The organism is Saccharibacillus sp. O23 (assembly GCF_002205895.1).
Taxonomy (GTDB): Bacteria; Bacillota; Bacilli; order Paenibacillales; family Paenibacillaceae; genus Saccharibacillus.
Genome location: NZ_NJDE01000025.1, coordinates 203,643 through 223,733, shown reverse-complemented (window position 1 = coordinate 223,733; position 20,091 = coordinate 203,643). Strand labels below are relative to the sequence as shown.

At 55.9% G+C, this 20,091-nt stretch carries 18 protein-coding genes and 1 other RNA gene; 9 read left to right on the top strand and 10 right to left on the bottom strand.

The genetic code is table 11. From position 1 onward, the window contains the following. Nucleotides 1–50: 50 nt before the first annotated feature. From CDO73_RS23700 to CDO73_RS23685, 4 genes are all read right to left on the bottom strand, one after another. Nucleotides 51–1,427: an MATE family efflux transporter gene (locus tag CDO73_RS23700; protein WP_088491043.1), complete on the bottom strand. Its 1,377-nt coding sequence runs from the start codon at nucleotides 1,425–1,427 to the stop codon at nucleotides 51–53. Nucleotides 1,428–1,574: 147 nt separating this feature from the next. Next, on the bottom strand, nucleotides 1,575–2,780 hold the full coding sequence (locus tag CDO73_RS23695) for a putative glycoside hydrolase (RefSeq protein WP_088490987.1): 1,206 nt from the start codon (nucleotides 2,778–2,780) through the stop codon (nucleotides 1,575–1,577). A gap of 260 nt (nucleotides 2,781–3,040) precedes the next feature. Next, nucleotides 3,041–3,235: a hypothetical protein gene (locus tag CDO73_RS23690; protein ID WP_087800689.1), complete on the bottom strand. Its 195-nt coding sequence runs from the start codon at nucleotides 3,233–3,235 to the stop codon at nucleotides 3,041–3,043. 198 nt (nucleotides 3,236–3,433) lie between these two features. Beyond that, nucleotides 3,434–4,261, bottom strand: coding sequence for a YitT family protein (locus tag CDO73_RS23685; protein ID WP_088490986.1), 828 nt, complete (start codon nucleotides 4,259–4,261; stop codon nucleotides 3,434–3,436). A 394-nt stretch (nucleotides 4,262–4,655) separates the two neighbouring features. On the opposite strand from CDO73_RS23685, the gene cshA reads away from it, so the two are divergent. The 4 genes from cshA to CDO73_RS23665 all read left to right on the top strand — a co-directional run bounded on the left by cshA (nucleotide 4,656) and on the right by CDO73_RS23665 (nucleotide 8,109). After that, on the top strand, nucleotides 4,656–6,251 hold the full coding sequence (gene cshA, locus CDO73_RS23680) for a degradosome RNA helicase CshA (protein WP_256972829.1): 1,596 nt from the start codon (nucleotides 4,656–4,658) through the stop codon (nucleotides 6,249–6,251). Between the two features lie 216 nt (nucleotides 6,252–6,467). Next, a complete protein-coding gene (locus tag CDO73_RS23675) occupies nucleotides 6,468–7,241 on the top strand; it encodes a YesL family protein (RefSeq protein WP_088490984.1) in 774 nt (257 codons plus the stop codon). A gap of 77 nt (nucleotides 7,242–7,318) precedes the next feature. Further along, nucleotides 7,319–7,508, top strand: a non-coding RNA gene (gene ssrS / locus CDO73_RS23670) — 6S RNA. Between the two features lie 208 nt (nucleotides 7,509–7,716). Continuing rightward, nucleotides 7,717–8,109 carry a DUF1499 domain-containing protein gene (locus CDO73_RS23665; RefSeq protein WP_088490983.1) on the top strand — a complete coding sequence of 131 codons (393 nt, stop codon included), beginning with the start codon at nucleotides 7,717–7,719 and terminating at the stop codon, nucleotides 8,107–8,109. 257 nt (nucleotides 8,110–8,366) lie between these two features. Here CDO73_RS23665 and tpx read toward each other — a convergent pair whose 3' ends face one another. Beyond that, nucleotides 8,367–8,885, bottom strand: coding sequence for a thiol peroxidase (gene tpx / locus CDO73_RS23660; RefSeq protein WP_088490982.1), 519 nt, complete (start codon nucleotides 8,883–8,885; stop codon nucleotides 8,367–8,369). A 124-nt stretch (nucleotides 8,886–9,009) separates the two neighbouring features. Between tpx and CDO73_RS23655 the strand changes: the two genes are divergently transcribed. After that, nucleotides 9,010–9,657 (top strand): rhomboid family intramembrane serine protease, encoded by a 648-nt coding sequence (locus tag CDO73_RS23655; RefSeq protein ID WP_088490981.1) that lies wholly within the window; start codon nucleotides 9,010–9,012, stop codon nucleotides 9,655–9,657. A gap of 116 nt (nucleotides 9,658–9,773) precedes the next feature. Here the strand turns inward: CDO73_RS23655 and CDO73_RS23650 are convergent, their stop codons facing one another. The 3 genes from CDO73_RS23650 to CDO73_RS23640 form a co-directional block, all read right to left on the bottom strand. Then, nucleotides 9,774–11,486 (bottom strand): histidine kinase N-terminal 7TM domain-containing diguanylate cyclase, encoded by a 1,713-nt coding sequence (locus CDO73_RS23650; protein ID WP_256972828.1) that lies wholly within the window; start codon nucleotides 11,484–11,486, stop codon nucleotides 9,774–9,776. 201 nt (nucleotides 11,487–11,687) lie between these two features. Beyond that, nucleotides 11,688–12,368 (bottom strand): zinc metallopeptidase, encoded by a 681-nt coding sequence (locus CDO73_RS23645; RefSeq protein WP_088490979.1) that lies wholly within the window; start codon nucleotides 12,366–12,368, stop codon nucleotides 11,688–11,690. 99 nt (nucleotides 12,369–12,467) lie between these two features. After that, a complete protein-coding gene (locus CDO73_RS23640) occupies nucleotides 12,468–12,896 on the bottom strand; it encodes a MerR family transcriptional regulator (RefSeq protein WP_088490978.1) in 429 nt (142 codons plus the stop codon). A gap of 297 nt (nucleotides 12,897–13,193) precedes the next feature. Here CDO73_RS23640 and CDO73_RS23635 point away from each other — a divergent pair, with 297 nt between their 5' ends. From CDO73_RS23635 to CDO73_RS23625, 3 genes are read left to right on the top strand one after another with little or no spacing between them, the layout of a single operon-like run. Continuing rightward, nucleotides 13,194–14,621 (top strand): ammonium transporter, encoded by a 1,428-nt coding sequence (locus tag CDO73_RS23635; protein ID WP_088490977.1) that lies wholly within the window; start codon nucleotides 13,194–13,196, stop codon nucleotides 14,619–14,621. 29 nt (nucleotides 14,622–14,650) lie between these two features. Further along, nucleotides 14,651–15,739 (top strand): DUF294 nucleotidyltransferase-like domain-containing protein, encoded by a 1,089-nt coding sequence (locus CDO73_RS23630; RefSeq protein WP_256972827.1) that lies wholly within the window; start codon nucleotides 14,651–14,653, stop codon nucleotides 15,737–15,739. Next, entirely contained in the window at nucleotides 15,736–16,473 is a 738-nt protein-coding gene (locus CDO73_RS23625) for an exonuclease domain-containing protein (RefSeq protein ID WP_088490975.1), read from the top strand. The genes CDO73_RS23630 and CDO73_RS23625 overlap by 4 nt, the downstream gene beginning before the upstream one ends. A 325-nt stretch (nucleotides 16,474–16,798) precedes the next feature. Here CDO73_RS23625 and cimA read toward each other — a convergent pair whose 3' ends face one another. Both cimA and CDO73_RS23615 read right to left on the bottom strand, forming a co-directional pair. Then, nucleotides 16,799–18,424, bottom strand: coding sequence for a citramalate synthase (gene cimA, locus CDO73_RS23620; RefSeq protein ID WP_088490974.1), 1,626 nt, complete (start codon nucleotides 18,422–18,424; stop codon nucleotides 16,799–16,801). 142 nt (nucleotides 18,425–18,566) lie between these two features. Then, nucleotides 18,567–19,559, bottom strand: coding sequence for a zinc-binding dehydrogenase (locus CDO73_RS23615; protein WP_088490973.1), 993 nt, complete (start codon nucleotides 19,557–19,559; stop codon nucleotides 18,567–18,569). A gap of 161 nt (nucleotides 19,560–19,720) precedes the next feature. On the opposite strand from CDO73_RS23615, the gene CDO73_RS23610 reads away from it, so the two are divergent. Then, nucleotides 19,721–20,077 carry a winged helix-turn-helix transcriptional regulator gene (locus CDO73_RS23610; protein ID WP_088490972.1) on the top strand — a complete coding sequence of 119 codons (357 nt, stop codon included), beginning with the start codon at nucleotides 19,721–19,723 and terminating at the stop codon, nucleotides 20,075–20,077. The last annotated feature ends 14 nt before the right edge of the window (nucleotides 20,078–20,091 follow it).

Here is a 20,091-nt window from a genome sequence, read left to right as displayed (position 1 = left end):
TTTTGTCGTAGGCTGTACGGGCTGCGCAAACGGACTTAAGCGGCATGGGATCAGACGGGTTCCGTGTCCCGGTCGGGAAGCGACAATTTCGGCATCCGCTGTACCTTGAACAAGCGCAGAAGCAGCAGCGCCGCGCCGACGGCGAGTCCGGCGATCAAGCCCAGCCAGTAGCCGAACGGACCTATCGACGTATACACGGCCAACACGAAGCCGAGCGGCAGTCCGATGCCCCAATAAGCGATCAGCGTGATAAAGAAAGCCGGCGTTACGTCTTTGTATCCGCGCAGCGCGCCTTGAATCGGCGTCGCGAGCGCGTCCGACAGTTGGAAGAAGATCGCGTAGCCGAGGAATTGGACGATCAGCGCCGTGACGGCCGGATCGGTCGAATAGATCCGCGCGACTTGGTCCGAGAACAGAAGCAGGACTACCGCGGTAGCCAGCGCCATGATCACGGCGGAAGAGATACCGATCAGCGCGTACTGCCTGGCGTCTTTGCGCCGGCCGGCGCCGACTTCGTAGCCGACGAGGATGGTCAGCGCCATGCAGATGGCGAGCGGGATCATGTACAGCGTCGACGCGAAGTTGATCGCGGCCGAATGGGCGGCGACGGCGTTCGTGCCGAAACGGTTCATCAGCAGCGTGACCGCGGCGAAGATCGACGTCTCGAAGAACGTCGCGAAGCCGATCGGGATGCCGAGCTTCAGCAGTTCGCCCTGTTTGGCCCACGAGATTCGGTGCCAACGGCGGAAAAAGCCGAAACTTGCGAACGGTTCGCTGCGGTGCATGATCAAAGCGGCGATCAGGAAGATGACCCAATACGTGACGGCCGTGGCGATGCCGGCTCCGACGCCGCCCAGTTTCGGGAAGCCGAACTTGCCGAAGATCAGCAGGTAGTTCAGCAGCAGCTGCACCGGCATGGAGCAGAGCGTGATCGCCATCGAGACCCGCGTCTGTCCGAGCGCGTCGATGCAGCCGCGCAGCACCGTATACCCGAACAGCGGAACGACGCCGAAGGCGAGGCATAGCAAGAACTTGTACGCGGTATCGGCGACTTCCGCTTCCGCGTTCATGAAGCCGAGGGCCGGCCGAAGCAGCAGGCCTCCGAGAATCAGCACGGCGGCCGAGAACAGGAGCGACAGCAGCAGCGCTTGGAACACGTTATAACGGATATCGCGTTCCTTGCCGCCGCCGACCAGATGCGAGACGATCGGCATGATGCCGTTCAGCACGCCGTTAAGGCCGGTCTGGATCGGAATCCACAGGCTGACGCCGATCGACACCCCGGCTTGAGCAGCGGGACTGACGTGGCCCGTCATGCTCGTGTCGAAGAAAGCCATAGCCGACAAAGCGATCTGCGTGACGAAAATCGGCACGAACACGACGAAAAATTGAGACCATTTTTGCTTGAGAGTAGAAGTGGGATGCATATCTTGAACGTATCCTTTCATCGGGCCTTCGTCGAGCGGAACGCGGGCGCAGGCAAAAACCCGGCCGAGAAGGCCGGGCTGCCGCCGAATATGTGCCGCCGCGCCGGAAGACGCCGCATCATAGTGCGATCGAACGGTCCGCGGAGATCAGTCTTTCGGTCCGTAGTTGCCGTTCGAGGTATAACGGTTGGACGCGTTCCACAGCAGGTATTCGTCCACGCCCATATCGGCCATCGCTTTGATCTGCGCGTCGACTTCGGCTTTGCCGTATTTGGCGTAATGGCCGCTGCCGAGCCAGCTTGCCGTAAAGTCCTGAATCCACGGGCGAACGATCGGCCGCTGCGATTCGTCTTTGATCTCGTCCAATTTCTTGAACGTGTCGACCATCGAGCCTTTGATCGTTTTGTACGGTTCTTTGTCCGGATCTTTGGCGCCGAACCAACCGGTCGAGTAATGGCTCGGATAGACCATCGGCGCGATAACGTCGACGTTTTCCGAGATCTTGGTAAAGTCCTGCCCGATGCCTTCCGCCGCCGGCACGGATGCGGCATAACCGAAGATGTCGACGGAGACCCGAACGCCGAGCGGAGCCAGTTCTTTGCGCGCGTACTGCACGAATTCGGAGACGGCTTCGGTCCGCGTTTTGTCGCCTTGTTTTTCGTATTTCAACGTATCGGCGCGTTTCTCGAATCCTTCGGCGAAACGGACATAGTCGAACTGGATTTCTTTAAAGCCCATCGCGGCCGCTTCTTTGGCGATCGCGACGTTATAATCCCATACTTTTTTGCTGTACGGATTGACGAACGCGTCGCCGCCGCCGTTTTTCCAGACGCTGCCGTCGGCATTGGTGAACGACAGTTCCGGGTGTTTTTCGGCCAGCACCGTGTCTTTGAACACGACGATGCGCGCGATCGGGTAGACGTTATGCTTTTGGAGTTTGCCCATCAGGTCTTTGATGTCCGGGATGAACTTTTGGGCAGTGCCCATCTTGAGCAGATCCTGATTCTCGGTCTTGTACGTTATGTACCCCAGGTCGTCTTTGATGTCGATTACCATCGAGTTCAGACCGGTATTGTCGAGCAGATCCAGCAGTTGGTTCATTCGCGAACCGCCCGCGCTGTATGCCGTGACGTAGACCCCTTTGACTTTCGGGGCGTCCGGCTGCGGGTCGATCTTGACCGGCGGGTTGTCCGCGTCGATGACCACGTTGTTCTTCTGGGCGGTGAGGGCGCTCATGTTCCACGCCGATTCGACCGCTACCGTGATCGGATTGGGGTTCGTTTGGGCAGGCTGCACGCTTTCCGGGTTGGATGCGCCTACCGTCAGAGCCAACAGGCTCCATAAGATGTCCATTTCATTCTCTCCCTTGTGTATGCGTGATTCTGGGCCGGAAGGGCCGTTACCAGTATAGCGTTTTTTTGCCTCGGCGAAGCAACAAATTTGTCACGAATCCCTGATTATTCCGGCGCGCGGCACATCTTGAATATTTAACCTCTTGCATCACGGACGAATCGCGGAGATCGGGACAAATATGTAGGGCCGCTCTTCCGTCTAAGGAAGAAGCGGCCTTATGGGTCGAACTTATGAAGAAGATCAAGCGCGAATCTTGCGGGTCATTGCAGAACTTCCGGCGTCTGATGCTCCAGGATGCTGTGATGGATAATGTCGAGCGCGTCTTCGGCTTCGAGAATACCCAGGCCGTCGCGAAGGACGATCACGGAATCAAGCTCCTGCTGCTTCAAGAACGAAAGCATGTCGGGGTACCATTTCATCACGATTTGCTCAAGTTTTACGGCTTCCATTTCCATAGTCGTCACCCTTTCTTTTCCGGAATCGTACGTCATTGTCTGACTCGAATACCTGAGAAAAGCTAACCATGCGCTGCCTATGAAGCTGAAGCGTGAAGCTTGTCAACCGGGACTCCGGGGAGATCCCGGAAGCGGTACGGATTCATTATAACACAGGATTTTACGAAATTCGATTTCGCGCCTTTTTCTTCGGAAGCGTTACATCGAGCGTTTGCGGAACGAGCCCATGACCCCTACCGTTTCCACGATATTGACGAAAGCGCGCGGATCGGCTTCTTTGATGATGCGCCGCAGCTCGGCCAACTCGTAGCGGGTGGTGACGGTCATCAGCATGTCTTTTTTTGCGTGGGAAAAAGCGCCTTCGGCCGGAATCCGCGTCACGCCGCGTTCGATCTGCAGCAGGCGTTCGAGCATCTTCTCCGTATCGTCCGTGATGATGAACAGCGTGACTTTGGTATGGCTGACGTGGATCATGTCGACGACTTTGCCCGTGATATAGATCGAGACCATCGAGAGCAGGGCCAGATTCCAATCCTCCTGCAGATAGCCCATCGCCAAAATGACCAACCCGTTCAACGCCACGAGCACGTTGCCGACGGGAAAATCGCGATAACGCGTGACGATCGAGCCGAGAATATCGAAACCGCCGCTCGAACCGCCGACGCGGAACGAGATGCCGGCGCCTACGCCGACCAGCACGCCGCCGAAGACGGAGGAGAGGATAGGGTCGTTGGCGACCATGCGTTCCGGAACGAGCGTGACCAATACCGTGACGGCCGCGACGGAAACGATGCTCAGCAGGATAAAGCGCCGTCCGAGCAGAAACCAACCCGCGATCAGCATCGGCACGTTGTAGACGAAATACAGCACCCCGATCGAGAGCGGGGTGAAGTAGCCGGTAAGCATGGAAAGGCCCGATACGCCGCCGCTGAGCAGTTGATGGGGAATCAAGAACAGGTTGAAACCGGCCGCGATCAGCAGAGCGCCGACGACCGTCGTGACGATATGACCCAAGCGAATAAACAAGACAACCACTCCTGAAAACAAAATGAGTTTCAAAAAAAATATGAAAAACGTGAAAAAATGTGACAAACCCTTGAAAGGTTTACTGGCTTTTTGATAGTCGCTTATGGTATAATGATTTAGATGTTCTTGAGTAGATCTTTCTCGTTTCCGTAACCGTCAACGGCTGAGCGGAAGAATCACGAGTAAAAGGTTAAACGGTATATAATAAGGCTTTGGCTTTTCGGTTTGAAAAGCTCCTCCCCTTTGTCCAAGCCAAGTGTTGAGGTACGGAGAACTTGGCGCAGCAGCAGTATGAGGAACCCTTCGGTTATCGATCGGTTGCGGCTACTTAAGAATACAGAATCCGAAAGCGGCTTGTCCACAGAAAGTGGCGGTCGCTCACAATAAAAGGAGCATGAATCTATTGGCAAATTTTGTAGACTTCGATTTGGAACCAAAAGTATTGCAGGCAATCACGGAAATGGGCTTTGAAGAAGCGACTCCGATCCAGGCGCAGGCGATTCCGATCGCGCTGACCGGAAGCGACATGATCGGACAAGCGCAGACCGGTACGGGCAAAACGGCCGCGTTCGGCATTCCGATGATCAGCAAGATCGCTCGCGAAGAAGAAAAAATCTCGGCACTCATCATGGCGCCTACCCGCGAACTCGCGATTCAGGTTGCCGACGAGATCGAGAAACTGGCCCGTTTCAAAGGCCTGCGTTCGCTGGCGATCTACGGCGGTCAAGACATCGTGCGTCAGATCCGCGCCCTGAAAAGAAAACCGCAGATCATCATCGGTACGCCGGGACGTCTGCTTGACCACATCAACCGCAAAACGATCAAGCTCGACGATGTTCACACCGTCGTACTGGACGAAGCGGACGAAATGCTGGACATGGGCTTCATGGACGACATCCAGTCGATCCTGAAACTCGTTCCGGAAGAGCGTCAAACGCTGCTGTTCTCGGCAACGATGCCGGCCAACATCAAACGTCTGGCCGAGCAGTTCCTGAAGAACCCGCAGCACGTATCCGTCATTCCGAAGCAAATCAGCGCTCCGCTGATCGATCAGGCTTACATCGAAGTGCCTGAGCGTCAGAAGTTCGAAGCCCTGACCCGCCTGATCGACATGGAATCGCCGGAACTGGCAATCCTGTTCGGACGCACGAAGCGCCGGGTCGACGAACTGTCCGAAGCGCTGCAAAAACGCGGTTACTCGGCGGACGGCCTGCACGGCGACCTGTCGCAGAACCAACGCGACGCGGTTATGCGCAAGTTCCGCGACGGCAGCATCGAAGTTCTCGTAGCGACGGACGTTGCGGCGCGCGGTCTCGACGTATCGGGCGTCTCGCACGTAATCAACTTCGACCTTCCGCAGGATCCGGAGAGCTACGTTCACCGGATCGGCCGTACGGGCCGCGCGGGCAAAGAAGGCAAAGCGTGGTCGTTCGTAACGCCGCGCGAGCTGGATCACCTGAACTTCATCGAACGCGTAACGCGTCATAAGATCGCCCGCAAACCGCTTCCTACGATGAGCGAAGCAATCGAAGGCAAACAACGCATCCTCGCCGAGCGTCTGCTCGAAGTGGTGCAGGACGGCGAACTGAACGAATACAAAGCGATCGCGATCCAAATGCTGGAACAATACGATTCCGTCAACTTGCTGTCGGCGGCGATGAAGCTGATGACCGGCGAGAAAAAAGACGCGAAGATCGAATTGACTCCGGAAGATCCGGTTCGCGTGAAACGTCGCAAACCGTCGGGCAGCTACGGCGGCGGACGTTCGGGCGGCGGTTACAAAGGCGGAAGTGGCAGCGGTTATAAAGGCGGCTACAAAGGCGGAAGCAGCAGCGGACGCAGCGGCGGCTACCAAGGCGGCAGCCGTTCGGGCGGAACCGGCGGCTACAAAGGCTCCAAAGAAGGCGGCTACCAAGGTCGCGGCAAGTCCTCTTACCAAGGACAAGGCGGAGACCGTCCGGCTCCTAAACGCGACAACTACGAAGGCTAAGAACGAATCGAGCAATCCCCGAGCGGCGCATCCTTGCGCCGCTCTTTTTGTTTCTTTCTTTGCTTTTTCGCCCGGAAGACGTGCAAACGTTTCGAAACCCTTTTTGCAAAGGGTGGTTTTTGCGGAAGGGAACCGTTATAATGAAATATCATACGGCATAAAGTGCGTTTTCGCGTATTACGCGGCGATTATGCGATTTTTGAGGAGGAATACCTGTTGGAATTTAGGGGGCTTACAGGGGGCATCTATCGCCTGACCGAGTGGATCATGCGTCTCTCGGGTACGAATCTGCTCTGGGTGATCTGTTCGGTGCCGTTCTTGTTCATCTTGTACATGCGGCTGGCGATCGACCCGCAGTACGTGAACGAAGCGGTTACGCTGAATTGGGCGCTGGGGATTCTGGCACCGGTTACATTGTTCCCGGCCACGTCCGCCATGTTTACGGTGACGCGGAAATGGGTCATGGGAGAGCCGGACGTCAAGATCATTCGTACGTTTTTCAAAGGCTACAAAGAAAATTATAAACAGAGCCTCGTAGGCGGACTCTTCTATACGCTGCTGTTCGTGGTCATGTACGTGGACATCACGGTCTACATGGTGCAGTTCCGCAACATGCAGCTGTTCGGCATCCTGATGCTGATCTTGATGATTCTCCTGTTCGTCTCGCTGTTCAATTTCTTCTCGATGGTCACGCACTATCATATGAAGATCGGCGGCATTCTCAAAAACGCGATCCTGCTGACGCTGCTGCGTCCGTTCCGCGTATTCTCGACTCTGCTCGGCGCGATCGCCGTCATCTATATCTGCTTCACCTACATGCCGGTGCTGATCGTGATCTTTGCCGGAAGCGTGATCGCTTGGTTCGCGTTCTTCAACTTCTACGCGACCTTTACCAAGATGCAGGAACAGGCCAAGAAACGCGAAGAAGCGCAGAACGCGGATCAAGAATCGGAGATCATCGAACTGGGCAAAGAGAAGAAAGAAAAGTAAAAAAGAAATAGTGAAGGTTCTTTAACAAAAGTCGTCTTCGGCGTTTACATTACGGTGCGTAAGCGCTATAATGACGTTACATCCTGCGATGTACGTTTCGGTCTTTCGTTGTTTTGAACCAATGGATAAGTCTCGGGAGATCTACATTAGGCGCCGCGATGAAAAGCCCTGTCTATATGACATGGGGACTTCAAAGCCCGTCTTGCGGTCACCCACCTGCGATAGCAGGTTCGAGACAATGTCACCGGACGGCAGAGCGGGATCTCTTTTTGCCTAGCGGGGAATGTCCCTGCCGGGCGTACATAACAAGACAGCGTTGAATCCCGAACGGGATAAAGCGTCCTTGCACCGGGTGTAGGCCACTCTCGGGCAGGGACGTTTTTGTTGTGTTTTTCTTTTGTTCTGAATCGAACAATGATACACTAGGAAGTAAGGAACGCAGAGTACGAGGGGTAACGTTAAAGGAGGAAAGATCTTGTCGTTTAAACGTACACTGGTCGGGATCATTCGCAGTCAGGAAGGAACAAGCGACCGCGCAGCCGACCCTAAGATGAAAACGAGATACTACAGCCTTTCCAGAGACAGAGCGTGGGAGGAAGTCAGCGCGACGCTGAAAAAAATTCCCGGTTATACCGTGCTGCACGAAGTGGCGGGCGTCGGAGAGATCACGCTGGAGAAACGCACGAAGTTCGGACGGACGATGGATATTACCGTATCGGTATTGGCCGTCGGACCGGTGAAGAGCGCCGTGGACATTTATTCGGCTTCCCGCGGATCGCTGGGCGATCTGGGCGCCAATTATCGGACGATTCTAAGCTTGTTCGCGATTCTGGACAAAAAGCTGGCATCGTACAAAACGACAAGTTAAGTCGGAGGGACGAGAGGCAGAGACCGATCGGTCTTCGTCGAACTTTCGAGTTGATGTAAGCGCACCCGCTCTGTAGAAGTCTTAAGCAGAGCGGGTGCGTTTTTTCGTCGATTCGGGGAAAAGGATCAGTGCCTTGTCAACGCTAAAGGTACTAGTACCTTGTCAACACTAAAGGTAGGAATACGCTCCCCTGAATCGCACCTAAAGCGTGTGCGTTTCAGTGAAACATAATCCTGTGATTAAGAGTTGAAAGGGTACTACAGCAGCGCTTTAACGGCCGCGATCGCTTGCTCGTAGTTCGGATGATTGCCCATTTCCTGCAAATATTCGACATAAGCGATCCGGTCGTTTTCGTCCAACACGAAGATCGCGCGCATATCGAGCTGGAATTCTTCGATCAGAACGCCGTAGGCTTCGCCGAACGAACGTCCTTTGTAGTCGGACAAAGTCACGACTTGGTCGACGCCTGCCGCGCCGCACCAACGGGCCTGCGCGAACGGAAGATCGACGCTGACGGTCAAGATGACGACTTTGTCGCCCAGATCGGCGGCTTCGGTATTGAAACGCCGCGTCTGCGCGTCGCAGGTTCCGGTATCGAGAGAAGGGACCACGCTGATCAATTTGATCTTGCCCGCGAAGTCTTTCAGCGAAGCTTCCTCCAGCAGATTGCGGTTCAGTTTGAAGTCCGGCGCCGAGTCGCCGACTTTGAGTTCGGGACCGATCAGGGTGATCGGGTTGCCTTTGAATGTGGCGACGCCCGTACGTTGTTGAGTCATCACGAATAACCTCCTTGAATATGCCGATATGAAGCCGGGACGTTTGGATTTTCCCGCACCTTTTTATTATAATATTGGTTAAGGATCGTTTGCAAAAAATAGAATAGCGGAAAAGAGGAAAATCATGATTTTTGTAAGGTACGAAAAATGGAACCAGTACCTGAAGTTCTATCCGGTCACCACTTTGTTCATCGTGATCAACGTGGCGATGTTTATCATTATGGCGCTGGACGGTACTTATCGCGCGGAAGCTTCGGGAGCGGCGCTGCTCAAATACGGTGCATTATCCAACGCGGTCGGTCTTCCCGGCATTGGAGACGTGGAATCCCCGTGGCGTTACCTGACTTCGATCTTCCTGCACGGAAGTTTCGAACATTTGCTGTTTAACTGTTTCGCGATTCTCGTGTTTCTTCCTCCGCTGGAACGGCTGTTGGGTCATATTCGTTATGGCGTGCTCTATCTGCTCAGCGGGATCATCGCCAATCTAATCAGTATGGGAGCGTACGAGCGGGCAGGTCAGATCTTTATCTCGGTAGGCGCTTCCGGCGCGATCTACGGGGGATACGGCGCGTTCTTATATCTGGCTCTGTTCCAGCGGCAGAAGATGGATAAGGCTTCGAGACAGACGATCTATATCCTGCTGGCGATGGGATTAATCTTTACGTTTGCGTCTCCGGAAGTCAACGTCTGGGCGCATCTGGGCGGAATGATCGCGGGCTTCTTCTTGTACGGCCTGATGATTCGTCTGCCGCTGGGCCGGAAGATCGGTTAAGCCGCTTTTGCCGATTTCGATATTCATGACGTTAATGCTCATCAAAAAGCCGACCTCTTCTCGAGGTCGGCTTTTGGCGTGAAATCGGAACGGCCGGCAGGATCGCTTGGCGCGGACTAACCGAGCTCCGCGTTCCGCCAAAACGAAACTTGGTCGACGTCCGCCACTTCGATCCGGTTGCGGCCGTTGTTTTTGGCTTCATACAGCGACTTGTCCGCTTCGGCGAACACATGCAGCAAATATTCGTCCAGATCGTCGAAAGCCGGCTGACGTACGAAACGTTCGATCGCCAGCACGCCGATGCTGACCGTGACGCTTACGGCCTGCGCGGATTGTTCCAAACGAATCTCGTTGGATTCGACCGTCGAACGAACTTTTTCCGCGAGCCGTCTCGCGGTTTCCCGGTCGGTATTCGGCAGATACAAGATAAATTCTTCGCCGCCGTATCTCGCCAGAATATCGTTTTGGCGAATGCACTGACGGACGGCTTCGGCCGTCCGATACAGCACTTCGTCTCCGACGACGTGTCCGTAGCGGTCGTTGACCGTTTTGAAGAAGTCGATATCGAACAGTATGAACGAGAAAGGCGTATGCGGCTTGACGTTCAGCATCATGTCTTTGGCAAGGCGCTGCGTCAGATAACGACGATTGTAGCATTGCGTCAAGCTGTCCGTCAGCGCCATCTCTTCGAGTTTGCGGTTGGCCTGCGACAATTCCATGCGCGCGCGGTCCAATGAACGGTTCCGCTCGTGCAGGACATCGTTCTGGCGGTTCAATTCTTGAACCAGACGCCGCTCTTGAGAAACGTCTTGGAAAGCGAGGATATGTCCGATCGGTTGGCGGGAAGCATCGAAGATCGGAGACGTTTGCAGGATGAAGTGCAGGCCGTTTCCGCGTTCCGCGAACAGTTCGATATGGAACAGGTCTTCGTCTTTGCGCTTGTAATGTTCCAGAAACTGCTTGCTGTCTCCCGTGACCCGAACCGAAGCGAAGAAAGTCTCGATATCGAAAAGGCTGCCTTCCCTGATGTCCAGAAACTTTCTTAACGCGCGATTGGCTTCGACCACCGAATCATGTTCGTCCAGTACCAGAATGCCGTGCGGAATCGTATTGATAATGTCTTCATGCGCGATCGAGACCAGGTCGAATACCTTGTAGCGGGTAATGACGAACGCAAAAAATAAAGCGGTAATGAAAATGCCCAGCGAAGTCAGTCCGGGAATGATCGGCAAATAGTCGGCGAGGATGACGTTGAACAGAACATCGGCACCGACGAAAAAGACCAATACGCAAATGCCCCACAAGACGAGGCGGATCTGATTTTTGAGGCTGGCCGAAGCCGCGGGCGATCTTAGCGCGCGAACCAGCACGATCAGCGAAGCCAAGAAATAGCAAGCAAGCACCGCCATCGTCAACCAAAAGATAGGGCCGTAGGAACGATCGACGTAGCCGTCCCGGATCGGGCTGGTGAACAAATGGAACGGATTGGCGATAATGCCGATCGAGACGATCGCGGCAGGCAGGAACAGCGGAGCGATCGAGCGGAATTCAAGTTTCTCCGCGTCGCCCGCGAGGAAGAGCGTAAACAGCAGCCACCCGCTGGCAAGCATCAGGCAAGCGGCGAAAGATAACGAGACATAGACGAATTGGATTTCGGGGTCCTGTACGATATGCGTGGCGAATTGGCACAGCGGCCAGAGCATCATGAAGAAGTGGAACACGAAATAGACTTTATGTAGATTGGTGACTCGAACAGCGAAAAAGATATAAGCGAACAAAACGAACAATAGGACGAACAGGAAGAGATCAAACCACACTGATAAGCTCACGAACCTTCTCCTTTTTGTGCGAAAACCGCGATCGAGTTCAACTCTTCAAAGTAGCTGTATAGTACCATAAAACCCGGCAACTTAGCTAATATTTCTTGATTGAAGCCTCGGCTCGAGGCTCGAACGGCACGGATAGGCGGCTGCGTCCGCAGAGAATACGGAAAAACCGGCGGAGGACGGATGCCTTCGCCGGTTCAGGGGTTAATCGCGGTTATTGAAAATGCCGATCAGACGAATCAATTCGAGCAGCGAAACCAAAGCCGCGGCTACGTAAGTCAGAGCGGCGGCGTTCAAGACTTTGCCGACTCCGCGTTCTTCTTCGTTGGTGATAAAGCCTTCGGAGACCATGATCTCCCGCGCGCGGTTGCTGGCATTGAATTCGACCGGCAGCGTGATCAGTTGGAATACGACGGTGACGGCGAAGAACAAAATGCCGACGCCGATCAAGCCGGTGGCGCTGAACAGGAAGCCCGCCAAGATCAAGAACGGGGCGATACCGGAAGCGAAGTTGACGACCGGGAAGATCTTGTGGCGCAGAGACAGCATCGGATAAGCTTCTTTGTGCTGAATGGCGTGGCCGATCTCGTGGCAGGCGACCGAGACGGACGAGATGCTGTTGCCGTAGTAGACGTCTTCGGATAAAGCGACCGTCCGGTTGACCGGATTGTAATGGTCGGACAGCGTGCCCGGAACCGTCACGATCTGCACGTCCTGCAGGCCGTTCGTATCCAGCATATGGCGAGCGGCTTGATAACCGGTGATGCCGCTGTTCACCGGAATTTCGCGCCATTTGTTATAAGTGCCTTTGACCCGGAACTGAGCCCAGATCGTCAGAATGAACGCCGGGATGATCAGAATGTACATAAAAGTGTTAAAGCTCATACTCGTTTCCCTCCAATTTTTGTCGAGAACCTTACTTGTACCTTGTCGACGATAGACGATAAAGGTAAGAACCTTTGATTAAGAGTCGACAAGGTACTCTTACATGAGATTCTGCCCGAGCAGCAGCTTGATCGCTTCGATGCAGGCGATACCTTGCGGGACAAGCTGCGAGAACGTCTTGCGGGCCTGCGCCGGATCGAGATCTTGGAGCATCGGCTGCAATTCTTTCAACTCTTTCTCGATTTGCGCGAGATGGCTTTCAAGCAATGTCAGCTTTTCCGAAACCCGTTCGTCGCCGCTGGCCGCGTTCCATCGGTCCAGCCGTTCCCGAATCTCTTCTAATGTAAATTTCTCTTCTTTCAACTCATGAATACGCTGCAGACGGAGCAAAGTTTCAGGTCCGTATAATCGGTAATTGGTCATCGACCGGTCGCGCGGCTGGATCAAACCCAGCTTGGTGTAATAGTCGATGGTCCGTTCGCTGGTGCCCGCCGCCTTTGCCAGCTCGCCGATCCGGAACAGTTTCATATCCCCATCGCCGTCTCACCCTTTCCTTAACAGTAGTAAAAGTAAGCAGATATCAAAAGATGACCTTGACAAATTCAATTATAGCCAACTAAAAGCATACAGTCAAACGTTATGGTTTCGACCTGAAAGCGCTCTCTGTCGCATTAACGCGAGTAGATCTTTTCGTTCGAAAAAAATTCTGAAATAAATCGGATTTTTTTATGAAAATACACTTGTCAGCTTTCTTGCCGCGGTTTATAATGACACCAAGAGTTTCACATAATGTTAGATAAAATTACATGAAGAGGGTGTGGGGAAATGAAGAAGAAATGGTGGGCAGGAATCGGAGCATTAGCGGCGGTATCGGCGTTCCCGGTCAGCGCGTACGCGGCGGAAGCCGTTGACGGCACGACGCTTACGAACGGCGTGAACATGGCATTCGTGTTTATCGCGGCGGTACTGGTTATCTTCATGCAAGCCGGATTCGCATTGCTCGAAGCCGGTTCGGTCCGGATGAAGAACGCCGGGCACGTAGCGGGCAAAACGATCCTTTCCTTCGGCGTCGCGAGCGTCGCGTTCTGGGCTTTCGGTTTCGCGTTCGGCTTCGGCAACGGTAACGGATTCTTCGGCTTCGAAGGTTTCTTCTTCGGAGGAGAAGGCCAAGCGGCATCGTTCGATTCGGTGAACGGTTACGGCCTGCCGGTCTCGCTGATGTTCCTTTTCCACCTCGCTTTCGCGGGCGTATCGCTGGCGATCGCCGGAGGCGGTCTGGCGGAACGCGCCAAACTTAGCGTATACATCGTATTCGGCGCCCTCTTCACGATCGTGATCTATCCGGTTATCGCGCACTGGGTATGGGGCGGCGGCTGGCTCGGATCGATGGGCATGCAAGACTTCGCCGGTTCGACGGTCGTTCACTTGACGGGTGCCACGGCGGCGCTGGTCGCGACGGTTATGCTCAAGCCTCGTCTGGGTAAATACGGAAAAGACGGTAAACCGAACAGCATTCTGGGTCACAACCAAGTATTGTCCGTGCTGGGCGTCATCATTCTCTGGGTAGGCTGGTTCGGCTTCAACCCGGGCAGCGCTTTGACGGTCATGGACGGATTCTTCGCTTATGTAGCCCTGACGACGAATATTGCCGCAGCGGCAGGCGGCGTAGCGGCTCTGTTGATCTCCTGGGTCGTGTTCGGCAAAGCCGACATTCCGAGCATGCTGAACGGCGTGCTGGCGGCACTGGTCGCCATTACCGGTTCCTGCGCGTTCGTCGCGCCTTGGGCGGCGGTCGTGATCGGTCTGGTCGCGGGCGTTCTGACATTCTTCACGGCGCAATGGTTCGAAAGAGCGGGCGTCGACGATCCGGTCTACGCGTTCTCCGTACACGGGATCGCAGGGATCTGGGGCGCGCTTTCCACGGGATTCTTCGCAATGCCTTCCTTGTCCACGGATAAAGGTCTGGGTCAAGCGGGTCTGTTCTACGGCGGCGGGCTGCACCAATTGGGCGTGCAAGCGCTGGGCGTTATCGGCACTCTGGCTTTCGTGGGCGTCGTAACCTTCGTGATCTTCGCGATCATGAAAGCAACGATGGGCATTCGCGTAACGGAAGAAGAAGAAATGATGGGTCTGGACATCAGCGAACACGGCAACTACGGTTACCCTGAACAAATGAAAATGGCGGGCGAAACGACTTTCCACGGTCCGACCAACCCGGAAGCAAGCACGACGCGCACTCCGGCTAACGCCTGAATTTCGAGAAGATGGAAAGGGGGAATCCGGTGAAGCCAACCGATTCGTACGCGGACTATTTGTCGACATCCTATGAGGATTTTTCGCAGATCCGTTCCCCCGAGGAGCTTCGCGAGAGGCGGGTCGCCATGCAGGGCCAATTAAGGGAAGCCTACGACAGCCGAGACGTTCTCGGCTGGAACGCTTCTGTCAATGACATGCACGATCGGCTGATGAGGCATGCGGTCGAATTATGCGAGCATGAGATGGAGGAGGCAGGCTTCGGTCGGCCTCCTGTCTCTTATGCTTTTGTCGTTTTCGGCAGCGCGGGCAGACGGGAACAGACGCTGTGGAGCGATCAAGATAACGGATTGATTTTGTCGGATGCGGAGCATGCGGACAAAGACGGGTACTTTGACGAGTTCGGCCGCCGGCTGACGGACATTCTGGAAACGGCGGGGTACGAGAAATGCGAAGGAAAAGTGATGTGTTCGGAGCCGAGGTGGCGGCGCACGTCTTCGGAATGGGCGGCGCAGCTCGAAGAGTGGAGAAGCGACCTCAGTTGGGAGCCGGTCCGCTATCTGATCATCGCTTCCGATTTCCGTCTGATCGCGGGCGACGCCGCGCTGGCGGAAAGCTGGAAACGGAGCTTTTACGAAGGGCTGCGCGGCAATGCCGATCTTCACGCGGCGATTCTGCGCAATACGGTCCGGCACAAAAAGACATTGAACGTACTGGGTCAGGTGATGACCGAGCGTTTCGGCGACAATGCGGGAGATTTCGACGTCAAATACGGGATGTATATCCCGCTCGTCAACGCCGCGCGATTCATGGCGCTTCAGCACGGCGTCGAGGAGTCGTCCACGCTGCGCCGGATGCAGCGGTTGATCCAACTCGAAGCGGCATCGCTTCCGCTGATCGAGCCGGCTTACGAAGCGTTCCTGACGGCGCTTCGGCTTCGCGGGATGACGGAAATCACGGAGCGCGCGGGTCTGCTTCAGAGCAGCGGTTATCTGCCGAACGCCGAGTTGAAAAAAAAGGAGCAGTTCTACGAGCTCCGCGACAGCTTGGTTCTGGTACGCAAACTGCATCGCGTGCTTCAGCGTCAGCTTAGGTTCGCGGAAAGGAGACGCGCATGAAAGATCCGGCCGGGTCGGGAAGCGGATTTTGGAATATGCTGCGCAGCGGAGGCGTGCCTTCCGCGGTGGCTTCGGTATTCAGAGGGCAGAGCGCCCAGCAGATGGCGTTTATCCGCTCGCTCAGCCGGGAGCAGCGCAGACCCGAAGCGTTGATCACGCCGCTTTCCGAGCTGGAGACCATCGTATTCGATCTGGAGACGACAGGCTTCAACTGCCAGAAAGGCGACGAGATCTTGTCTTTCGGAGCGGTAAAGATGAAAGGCAGCCAAGTGCTGGAAAGCGAGACGTTCTATACGCTCGTCAATCCGCGGATCGAGATTCCTCCTCACATCACCGATTTGACCGGCATTACTCCGGAGATGGTAGAGGAGGCGCCTCCGCTGATCGAAGCGCTGCACGATTTTATGGCGTTTATCGGACATTCGGTATTGGTAGCCCATGCCAGCGCGCACGACAAAGCGTTTCTCAATACGGCGCTCTGGAAAACGTCCAAATCGCATCTTAACCATCGGGTCATCGACACGATGATGATCGCCAAATTGCTGAGTCCTTTCCGAAGCCATTACGGACTGGACGAATTATTGGCGGAAGAAGGCATCGAAATCAAGCAGCGTCATCACGCGCTCGGCGATTCCCTGATGACGGCGAAGCTTTGGGGCGGTTATCTCGATCGGGTCAAAGACAATCAGATCTCCACGCTCGGCGATCTCTATGCCAGACTGGGCAACACGTAGAACCGAAAAAGCGCCGCTTCCGCGTAGAACGGAAGTCGGCGCCTGGATTCGGGACGAAGCGTGCGGCCTGCGGCGGGTACGGCGTTACGGTGCGGACCGAAGCGCGATTTCGGTCCGCATGCCGCCCGCCGCGCGATTATCTGTTTTACCCCGCAGGCTCGCAGCGAAACGGGCTTCGTCCGAGCAGACCGTATTTCTCGCGGAAACCGGTACTGCCGAACGGGCGAAACGCCGCTTTCTCAGAGCTTGCTACCCATGTTTACCCCTCTCAACTGGGCTTTCCGCTGCGGCGGGAAGCCGTTTTTTTGTTGCGCCGGCCCAAAGATCAATGATTGAGAAGGCCGGGTCTCGGTTCGGCCGTATACGTCCCCGGTCCCGATCCTTGCGGTTCTTGGCCGAGCAGCGCGTAGCGCATGCTGTCGACCAGCGCTTCCCAACTGGCTTCGATCACGTTGCCGGACACGCCGACGGTACTCCAAGCATTCTTCGCGTCGCGGGATTCGATCAAGACGCGAACTTTGGAAGCGGTCGCTTCTTTGTCGTCCAGCACGCGGACTTTGTAGTCGCTCAGATGCATATCGGTGAGCTTCGGATAATATTGCAGCAGCGCTTTGCGGAGCGCGTTATCGAGCGCGTTGACCGGACCGTTGCCTTCGCCGGCCGTGTAGAGGCTTTCGCCGCCGATCCGCAGTTTGACGAACGCTTCCGATACGACGGGTTTGCCGGCCGATTTCTCCACCAGCATCTTGAACGACTCGAACGTGAACAGCTCTCGCACTTCGCCGTCCGCTTCGCGCAGCAGCAGTTCGAGCGAAGCATCGGCGCCTTCGAACTGATAGCCGCGATGTTCCAGATCTTTGATCCGGTTGATCGTCTCGGAAGCCTGAGGGCTTTTGGGATCGAGCTCGATGCCGAGTTCCTGCGCTTTCGAGATCAAATTGCTCTGGCCGGCAAGTTCGGAGACGAGCACGCGCTGTTTGTTTCCGACACGTTCGGGAGAGATATGCTCGTACGTGCGGGAATCGCGCAGGATCGCGGAGACATGGATGCCGCCTTTATGCGCGAACGCCGCGCTGCCGACATACGGCTGCCCGTTCGGCATATGCACGTTGGCGATCTCGCTGACGTAACGGGCCGTCGGAACGAGCAGCGCCAGCTTTTCTTCGGGCAGGCAGTTCAGGCCAAACTTCAATTGAAGGTTCGGAATGACCGAACACAGATTGGCGTTGCCGCAGCGCTCGCCGTAACCGTTGATCGTGCCCTGCACTTGAAGAGCGCCCGCGGCTACCGCGCTCAACGCGTTGGCGACGGCAAGTTCGCAATCGTTGTGCGTGTGGATGCCCAGCCGAGCGTCCGGCATCTCCGCCGACAGCGCTTCTACCGCGCTTCGGATCTCGCCCGGCATCGTGCCGCCGTTCGTGTCGCAGAGCACCAGCCAGTCGGCTCCGGCGTCCGAAGCGGCGCGCAGCACGGACTTGGCGTAGTCGGGATTATGTTTGTATCCATCGAAGAAATGTTCGGCGTCGAAAATGACTTCCAATCCGCGCTTTTTGAGATAACGGATCGAGTCTTCGATCATCGCGAGATTTTCTTCGAGCGTGGTCTGAAGCGCCGTATGGACATGGAAGTCCCAAGACTTGCCCACCAGCGTTGCCGCTTGCGCGCCCGATTCGGCGATGCGTTTCAGGTTTTCGTCGTCTTCGGCCGAAGCGCCTTTGCGGCGCGTGCTGCCGAACGCGGTAATCTTCGCTTTGAGACCCAGCTCCTGCACGCGACGGAAAAATTCCACGTCTTTGCCGTTGCTGCCCGGGTTGCCTCCTTCGATATAATGAACGCCGAGTTCGTCGAGCTTGGCGGCGATCTTCAGTTTATCGTCGGCCGACAGGCTGATGCCTTCCCCCTGCGTGCCGTCTCTTAATGTCGTATCGAAAATGGTGATGGACCGTGTCATGGAACTGCTCCCTTCCGTCCGTATTAATTGTCGATTATAACATGAACGCTTTAAACCGGTATAGTAGTCGGGTTAACAATTTTTGCGGACGAAAAAGGAGCGTTGAAGCGCTGTCCGCGCATGAAGGACGCGGCCGCCAAGGTCAGTCGGAGATCCGAATCGCGAGATTGCCGAACTGGCTCCCGGATACCAACCGATCGAATGCCGAAGCCGCGTCGGACAGCGGGCGAACGGAGTCCACGACAGGACGGATACGATGAGTCTCGACGAAATGCAGCATCTCGATAAATTCTTCCCGGCTGCCCATCGAAGTGCCTATCAAACCGAACTGCGAGAAAAATAATTCGCGCAAAGACAGCTCGATCCGCGCGTCGCTGCTGGCTCCGAGGCTGACGATTCGGCCTCCCGGATTCAGCAGCGCGAAAAAACGGGGGAACAACGCGCCGCCGACGCTGTCGAGAATCAAATCGGCTTTGCGCATGCCGGGAACGCTTGCCCAGTCCGCGGCGTTGTCCAGCGCGAGATCGGCGCCGAGCGCGAGAGCTTTGCGCAGCTTGTCCGCGCTTCGGGACGTGACGGCGACCGAAGCGCCTGCCGCTTTGGCCATCATCAGCGCGTAAGTGGCGACGCCGCCGCCGATGCCGGTGACGAGCAGAGACTCTTCGGGCTTCAGTCGGCCCCGGCCGAACAAAGCGCGATAAGCGGTGAGCGCGGACAGCGGCAGCACGCCCGCTTCTTCCCAAGTCAGGAAATCGGGCTTGGCGAAGACGTTCGCGGCGGGAACGGCGACGAGTTCGGCGAACGTGCCCGCGGAAGGGCCGCCCAGAATGGCGGGCACTTCCGGGATTTCGTCGGCGCGCTCCCAACCGAGCGTCGGATGAATGACGACGCGATCGCCGGGGCGAACGTTTTCGACGCCCGCTCCGACCGCTTCGACGATTCCGGCTCCGTCCGAGCCGGGAATCCATTCGCGTTCGGGATGCGCGCGGTCTTTCATCACGAATAAGTCGCGATGGTTCAATCCGGCGGTTTTCAAATGGACGACAACTTCTCCGGGATCGGGCACCGGATCGGGAACGTTCCGATACGCGAGAAGCTCCTGTCCGCCCAATCCTCGGTGTACGACGGCTTTCATGGATCGATCATCCTTTCTTCGCTTTTTGCGGTTTCGCGCTCCGGGCCCGGTTCGCTATGTGCTAGTATAGAAAGAAGGCGCCGACTTGAGAAGTACGCAGATTTTTCAAACCGGGTTCTAAAAATAGTACCTGAACCGTACCGCCGAAGGGAGGGAATCCGATGCATCGAACCAAACTCGCGCCTACGCTCGAAGGATGTCCGGTCGGCACGACGCTGACCGCGATCAGCGGGAAATGGAAAGGAATCCTGCTGTACCATCTGCTGGAAAGTCCTCGAAGATTCAACGAATTCCGCAAACTGTATCCGAATATCACGCCGTTCATGCTGACCTTGCAGCTCCGCGAATTGGAACGCGACGGGCTGGTGCACCGCGAAGCGTACAACGAAGTCCCGCCCCGCGTCGAATATTCGTTGACGGCGTTCGGCCGCACGCTCGAACCGATGATCCTGTTCATGAAAGAATGGGGAGAAACTTACGGAGAGCGGCTCGAAGAAGCGCGGAATCGTGTAAAATAGAATCAGGATCCGTA

Excerpts from the sequence above, each read along its gene's own strand:
- CDO73_RS23625 (WP_088490975.1), top strand. The coding sequence starts at position 15,736 with ATGAAAGATCCGGCCGGGTCGGGAAGCGGATTTTGGAATATGCTGCGC.
- CDO73_RS23695 (WP_088490987.1), bottom strand. The coding sequence starts at position 2,780 with ATGGACATCTTATGGAGCCTGTTGGCTCTGACGGTAGGCGCATCCAAC.
- cimA (WP_088490974.1), bottom strand. The coding sequence starts at position 18,424 with ATGACACGGTCCATCACCATTTTCGATACGACATTAAGAGACGGCACG.
- CDO73_RS23615 (WP_088490973.1), bottom strand. The coding sequence starts at position 19,559 with ATGAAAGCCGTCGTACACCGAGGATTGGGCGGACAGGAGCTTCTCGCG.
- CDO73_RS23635 (WP_088490977.1), top strand. The coding sequence starts at position 13,194 with ATGAAGAAGAAATGGTGGGCAGGAATCGGAGCATTAGCGGCGGTATCG.
- tpx (WP_088490982.1), bottom strand. The coding sequence starts at position 8,885 with ATGACTCAACAACGTACGGGCGTCGCCACATTCAAAGGCAACCCGATC.
- CDO73_RS23655 (WP_088490981.1), top strand. The coding sequence starts at position 9,010 with ATGATTTTTGTAAGGTACGAAAAATGGAACCAGTACCTGAAGTTCTAT.
- CDO73_RS23610 (WP_088490972.1), top strand. The coding sequence starts at position 19,721 with ATGCATCGAACCAAACTCGCGCCTACGCTCGAAGGATGTCCGGTCGGC.
- cshA (WP_256972829.1), top strand. The coding sequence starts at position 4,656 with ATGAATCTATTGGCAAATTTTGTAGACTTCGATTTGGAACCAAAAGTA.
- CDO73_RS23645 (WP_088490979.1), bottom strand. The coding sequence starts at position 12,368 with ATGAGCTTTAACACTTTTATGTACATTCTGATCATCCCGGCGTTCATT.
- CDO73_RS23640 (WP_088490978.1), bottom strand. The coding sequence starts at position 12,896 with ATGAAACTGTTCCGGATCGGCGAGCTGGCAAAGGCGGCGGGCACCAGC.
- CDO73_RS23690 (WP_087800689.1), bottom strand. The coding sequence starts at position 3,235 with ATGGAAATGGAAGCCGTAAAACTTGAGCAAATCGTGATGAAATGGTAC.
- CDO73_RS23700 (WP_088491043.1), bottom strand. The coding sequence starts at position 1,427 with ATGCATCCCACTTCTACTCTCAAGCAAAAATGGTCTCAATTTTTCGTC.